The 5697-nt window shown below is 72.8% G+C and carries 5 protein-coding genes; 1 reads left to right on the forward strand and 4 read right to left on the reverse strand.

Annotated features, from left to right (window positions below; all coding sequences use genetic code 11):
* Positions 1 to 43: 43 nt before the first annotated feature.
* The 4 genes from ACFW9Z_RS35925 to ACFW9Z_RS35940 all read right to left on the reverse strand — a co-directional run bounded on the left by ACFW9Z_RS35925 (position 44) and on the right by ACFW9Z_RS35940 (position 4229).
* The gene (locus ACFW9Z_RS35925) at positions 44 to 487 is read right to left on the reverse strand and encodes a MarR family winged helix-turn-helix transcriptional regulator (protein ID WP_384647902.1); all 444 of its coding nucleotides are present in this window, start codon (positions 485 to 487) and stop codon (positions 44 to 46) included.
* 124 nt (positions 488 to 611) lie between these two features.
* Positions 612 to 1724 carry an IS701 family transposase gene (locus ACFW9Z_RS35930; protein ID WP_384647914.1) on the reverse strand — a complete coding sequence of 371 codons (1113 nt, stop codon included), beginning with the start codon at positions 1722 to 1724 and terminating at the stop codon, positions 612 to 614.
* Between the two features lie 163 nt (positions 1725 to 1887).
* Positions 1888 to 3156 (reverse strand): serine hydrolase domain-containing protein, encoded by a 1269-nt coding sequence (locus tag ACFW9Z_RS35935; RefSeq protein ID WP_384647904.1) that lies wholly within the window; start codon positions 3154 to 3156, stop codon positions 1888 to 1890.
* A 119-nt stretch (positions 3157 to 3275) separates the two neighbouring features.
* The gene (locus ACFW9Z_RS35940; RefSeq protein ID WP_384647907.1) at positions 3276 to 4229 is read right to left on the reverse strand and encodes an aldo/keto reductase; all 954 of its coding nucleotides are present in this window, start codon (positions 4227 to 4229) and stop codon (positions 3276 to 3278) included.
* Between the two features lie 401 nt (positions 4230 to 4630).
* Here ACFW9Z_RS35940 and ACFW9Z_RS35945 point away from each other — a divergent pair, with 401 nt between their 5' ends.
* Positions 4631 to 5515: a glycoside hydrolase family 19 protein gene (locus ACFW9Z_RS35945; protein WP_384647909.1), complete on the forward strand. Its 885-nt coding sequence runs from the start codon at positions 4631 to 4633 to the stop codon at positions 5513 to 5515.
* Positions 5516 to 5697 lie beyond the last annotated feature (182 nt).

Genomic DNA, 5697 nt, shown 5'->3' on the forward strand with positions numbered 1-5697 from the left:
GGGTCACCCCGGCCGCCCACCGCCGTCGTCCGCCGTGCTCGCGTCAGGCCGCGCTGCGCAGTGCCTGTACCGCCCGGGCGAGCTGGGCGTCGGCGCTCGCGGTGTTGAGGGCCGAGCTGAGGACGTCGGCGTACGTGGCACGGGCTTCCTGGTAGCGCTTGCGGCCCTCGTCCGTGATGACGGCGAAGACGCCGCGCTTGTCGTCGGCGCAGTTGTCCTTGTAGGCGTATCCGGCGCTGTCCAGCCGCCCCACCAGGCGGGTCACCGAGCTCTGGCCCAGGCCGATGCGGTCCGCGAGCTCCTGCATGCGGCATTCGCCCTTCTCGGTCTGGGTGAGGGTCTCCAGGGCCCGGTACTCGGAGAGGCCGACGCCGTAGCGGCGCTGAAGGGTGTGCGCGAGCTGGCGCTCCACGAAGGCGTGCAGGCTGAGGACGGCCTCCCACATGGTCTGATCGGAGGCGGCGCGCGGCTGCTGGTTGATCGTCATGGAACGGCTCCCCTTCTTGACTGCGATGACACCAAAGATACATGCCTGTGCAATCATCTGGGGGGTGCTTGTGCCTACGGAAAGGGCTCCGGCCGCTATATACTTGTATAAGCAAGCAACGGAGTCAGTGGGTCACTTCCCCCAGGGTGCCGCAGGCGTAGGCGGCCGAGACGAGCGTCATGTGCCGGTGCCAGCCGGGGAAGGAGCGGCCCTCGAAGTCGAGGAGGCCGAACTCCTCGCCCATGCGGTGGACCGCCGTCCGTGCCCCTCGGGGGGAGCGGGCCAGCTCCAGCAGTTCGGCCGGGTGGCGGTCGGTGATGTTCGTCAGCCAGATCCGGCCCGGGCGTCCGGTGTTCGCGTCCCACTCGGCCATCAGCCGGCCCGGCCCGTGGCTGTGCTCGCCGCCGGGGCGCAGCCCGCGTACGGGGGTGTCGTACGAGATGACCTGCCGGCCCGCCCCCGCCGGGTGCCGCACCCCCCGGCGGAGCAGCAGTGCGCGCGCCGACTCCCGTTCGCCCGGCGGCAGTTCGGGTCCACCGAGGGCGGTCTGACCCGGGATGGCGAGGACGAAGGTGTGCCCGCTGCCCTGGAGCCGCCGCGCCAGTGGTGTGACGTCGCACAGGGCCGTCAGGTCGGCCACCACGGGCGCCGTCCGCCCGTCCGACCAGGATGTCATCTCCTGGACCAGGCGCAGGGCGTGCTCCCCCAGCGGCTGGGCCTGTGCCGTCGCGGGGATCTTCGCCCGGTCGCGTACGGCCGTGTCGCGGGTGAACCGGGGAGGGAGGAAGAGCCGCCAGTCGACCGGGACATGGGCCCGCCCGACATCCAGGAACAGGCCGAGGCCCAGCTGGCAGTTGACGGTCCGCCCGGACTCCGGGAGGAAGCGCCGGTGCACCCCGGCCGAGCGGTCACCCCGCTTGGGCAGCACCGCCGGGGCCAGGGTCCAGGCCTGCACCGGCAGCGACCCGGCCGCCCAGCGGGCCAGCTCGCCGCGGACCGGGGCCCACTCCCACGGGCTGGCATTCACGAACTGGTGCAGTGACGTCGACGCCGCCTCGGAGCCGGTCACGACGGCCGCCATGCGGCGCACGGTCTTCTTCCCGTGCGTGCGGAGCAGCCCCTGCAAGTAGACATGCCCCCAGCGCTGCTGGTCGGAGCGGTGCAGATGGCCGAACAGGAGCCGGGACAGGTGGTCGGCCGGGGGTCGGCCCGTCGCCATGCCGGGCGTTTCGTACATCGTCGTCACTGCGGTCCCTCCCGAGTGGGCGTCGCTGGGCAGGCTAACAAATATAGAGAATGTTCGTTATGTTTTTGAGGGAGGGTGCGACTACTTACCGAGGTTCGATTGCTTACCGGGGCCCCGCCGTGGCTCAGACGGCCCGCAGCGCCCGAGCCGTGGCTCAGGCGGCCCGCAGCGCCCGTTCCACCGCGCCCGCCACCCCGTCCAGGACCCGTGCGCCGGGGCCTGCCGTCAGTCGGCCGCTGACCCAGGCAGCCCCGGTCCCGGCCCGGGGCCAGGCCCGGTAGGCGGTCCCGCCGGGGCCCTGGTGGCCGAAGGCGCCGGAGCGGAGGGCCAGGTGGGGCCCCTCGTCGAGGAGTTGGAGGCCCCCCTCGCCGTAGGCGGTGACCTTGCCGAGCAGCGGGTCCAGGCCCTCGGCCCAGAGGCTCCGCGCCTGGTCGAGCGTGCGCCGCGACAGCAGCAGCGGCTCCTCGCCCGGGGCCCGTACGGCATCGGCGGCCAGGACGCCCTGGAGCCGGGCGAGACCACGGGCCGACGCGTACGCTCCCAGCGAGGGGACGGCCGTGCAGCGCCGCCGCCTCTCGCTCCACACCCCGGCATCCGCGGGGAAGGGAGGCGGGTTGTTCCACACCCGCCCGGAGAGGTCGGCCGCGTCGTCGCCCGCCCCGCCGCCCTCCGGCACCGGGAGCCGGGAGCGGAAATCCGCTCCGTACGAGATACGGGCGGTGTACGGCAACTGGTCGGGTATCAGGCCGAAATGGACGTCGAGGCCCAGCGGTCCCGCGATCTCCTCCAGGAAGAACAGGTCGAGATCCCGGCCGTCGACCCGGCGGACCACCTCGGCGACGATCCACCCGGCGGTCCACGGCCCGTGCAGCACACCGCAGGCCCTGGGGTCGTCCTCCAGGCCGTCCGCTTCGAGCAGCGCGGCCATCATGCGCGGGTTCTCCACGTCCCGCTGGTCGAGGTCCTCCGCCATGCCCGGGAGGCGGGCGGTGAACGTCAGCACGTCCCGCAGCGTCACCGCGCCCTTGCCGCGCACCGCGAACTCCGGCCAGTGGTCGGCGACGGGCCGGTCCAGGGCGAGCGCGCCCATGTCGGCGAGGAGCAGGACCGCCGTGGCGAGGATTCCGTGGGAGCCCGTCAGCACGGGGGCGAGGGTGTCGCCGGTCCACGGCGTCCCGGTGGCCGGATCGGCGGTGCCCTGCCACAGGTCGACGACCAGCTCCCCGTCCCGTACGACCGCCAGGGCGGCACCCCGGGAACCGGGCGGGCCCGCTTCCCGGCAGGCCCGTTCGAAGAAGTGGTGCACGGAGGCGAACCCGGGGGCGGTGGTGCCGTGGACGCCGGTCGCTGTCGTCGTTGTCGTTGCCGTCGTCGCCCGTGGCCGGGGCTGCGGAATGACCTGTCGTACCAGAGAAGTCGTCATGTCGGGGACTCCAGAAGCGTTGTGATGGGCAGTAAGTGCTGTGATAGGCAGTAAGCGTTGTGATGGGCAGTCGAGAGCGGAAGCCGGGGGCAGCGGTGCACGCGTGAACCCCGCCCGGCTCACACCTCGGCGGCGCCCGCCGGGCGGGGCAGGAACTCCAGCTCGGTCAGGTCCTGTTCGGTCAGGCGGAGCCGGTCGCCGCCCAGGTTCTCCGCGAGGTGGTACGGCGCCCGCGTGCCCGGCAGCGGCACCACGTGGTCGCCGAGCCGGAGCAGCCATGCCAGGGCCACCTGCGCGGGCGTGGCCCCGTGCCGGGCCGCCACCCGGGCGACGGCCCGTGTGAGCGCGAAGTTGTGGCGGATGGCCCCCGGGGCGAAGCGGGGCTGGGTGCGCCGCCAGTCGCCCGGGGGCAGGTCCTCGGCCCGGGACAGCGCACCGGCCAGCAGACCGCGGCCGAGCGGGGCGCCCGCCAGCAGGGCGATCCGGCGCTCCACCGCGTACGGCACGACGTCGTCGAGGCCGCAGCGCGTGAACAGCGACACCTCGGCGGCCATCGCCGCCGCCTCGTGCACGGCTTCGGCCTCGCGGGCCTCCTGCACGGTGACGACGGGCAGCCCCAGCATGCGGATCTTGCCCGCCCAGACCTGCTCGGCGAGCGCACCCCAGCTCTCCTCCAGCGGTACGCGGGGATCGACGCGGCGCAGCAGGTAGAGGTCGATGTGGTCCACGTGCAACCGGCGCAGGCTCTCGTCGACCGCGTCCCGCAGCGCCTGCGGACCGCCCTCGGGCCGTAGTACGCCGTCCGGGTGGCCGAGCAGGCCGCCGCCGGTGCAGAGCACCACCTCGTCCCGCCGCCCCCGGATGGCCTCACCGATCAGCCGCTCGTTCTCCCCGGCCGCGTAGGCGTCGGCGGTCTCGACGAGGTTGACGCCGAGGTCCACCGCCTCCCGGACCAGCGCCACGGCCCCGGCTCTGTCCCGCAGGGCCGGGGCGTAGCGGTACGAGAGGCCCATCGCCCCCAGTCCCAGCCGGCCGACGACCGGCCCGTCCCTGCCCATCGTTGTGGTCCGCATTCCGGTCGGACTCCCTTCTCCACGGCGGAAAGTGACCCCCTCATGGCAACAGCCCGGACTGCCGGATCACAGCATTCCGCTCCTACTTGCCGAACTCCGACGACTTCGGGAAGTCCGCGCCGTCCCGCATGGTGGACGCGCCCGAAGTTTTACCTTTCGGTCCCGGCCCTGCTCACGGCGGGATCCGGATGGACTTCCTCCGGAATCAGGGCAGTTGAGAGGGGTGATGGCATCGTTGTCGCGGTCGGCGGTGGGGCGGTGGCGAGCCGGTGCGGCGCGGGCGGCACCGTCACGAAAGATGGTCTAGACCTTGACAGGTCCAGACCATCATCGCTTGAGTGTCGGCACCCCCACGGCGGCGCACGGCCGGACGTAGCGCCGCGTCCAAGGAGTGTGATCACGTGATCCGACGTGTCCTCAGCCTGATGGTCGCGCTCGGCGCGCTCGTCGCGGCGCTCGTCGTCCTCCCCGCGGCCACCGCCCAGGCCGCCACCTGCGTCACCGCCTGGAACTCCTCGTCCGTCTACACGGGCGGCCAGACCGCCTCGTACAACGGCCGCAACTACACCGCCAAGTGGTGGACCCAGAACGAGCGGCCGGGCTCCTCGGACGTCTGGGCCGACAACGGAGCCTGCGGCACGGGCGGCGGCGGTGAGCAGCCGGGCACCGGCTTCGTCGTCAGCGAGGCCCAGTTCAACCAGATGTTCCCGAACCGGAACTCCTTCTACACCTACAGCGGCCTGACCGCCGCCCTCAGCTCCTACCCGGGCTTCGCCAACACCGGCAGCGACGAGATCAAGAAGCGCGAGGCCGCCGCCTTCCTCGCCAACGTCAGCCACGAGACCGGCGGGCTGGTGTACATCAAGGAGATCAACGAGGCCAACTACCCGCACTACTGCGACCGGAACCAGTCCTACGGCTGCCCCGCCGGCCAGGCCGCGTACTACGGCCGCGGCCCGATCCAGCTGAGCTGGAACTTCAACTACAAGGCCGCCGGTGACGCGCTCGGCATCGACCTGCTGAACAACCCCTACCTGGTCGAGCAGAACTCCTCCGTGGCCTGGCGGACCGCCCTCTGGTACTGGAACACCCAGACCGGCCCCGGCACCATCACGGGCCACAACGCCATCGTCAACGGCCCCGGCTTCGGCGAGACGATCCGCTCCATCAACGGCGCGATCGAGTGCAACGGCGGCAACCCGGCCCAGGTCCAGAGCCGCATCAACAAGTTCACGCAGTTCACCCAGGTGCTCGGCACGACCACGGGCCCGAACCTGAGCTGCTGACCCACGCGCGTGTGAACCATCCCGTACGGGGGTGGGGGCGGGCCCCCCGGGTGGGCACCCCGGGGGCGGGCCCCCGGCGCGGGGGCGGGGGGGCGGCCCCCGGGGGCCCCCCCCCGGGGGGGGCGGGGCGGGCGGGCCTTCGGCCGGGTGGACGCCGGGGCGCTGCCCCGGACCCCGCTCCT

It is taken from the genome of Streptomyces sp. NPDC059452 (genome assembly GCF_042750035.1).
Taxonomy (GTDB): Bacteria; Actinomycetota; Actinomycetes; order Streptomycetales; family Streptomycetaceae; genus Streptomyces.

Bases quoted from the DNA above. Each gene is read 5' to 3' on its own strand.
- ACFW9Z_RS35925 (WP_384647902.1), bottom strand. From the start codon at position 487: ATGACGATCAACCAGCAGCCGCGCGCCGCCTCCGATCAGACCATGTGG.
- ACFW9Z_RS35935 (WP_384647904.1), bottom strand. From the start codon at position 3,156: ATGACGACTTCTCTGGTACGACAGGTCATTCCGCAGCCCCGGCCACGG.
- ACFW9Z_RS35930 (WP_384647914.1), bottom strand. From the start codon at position 1,724: ATGTACGAAACGCCCGGCATGGCGACGGGCCGACCCCCGGCCGACCAC.
- ACFW9Z_RS35940 (WP_384647907.1), bottom strand. From the start codon at position 4,229: ATGCGGACCACAACGATGGGCAGGGACGGGCCGGTCGTCGGCCGGCTG.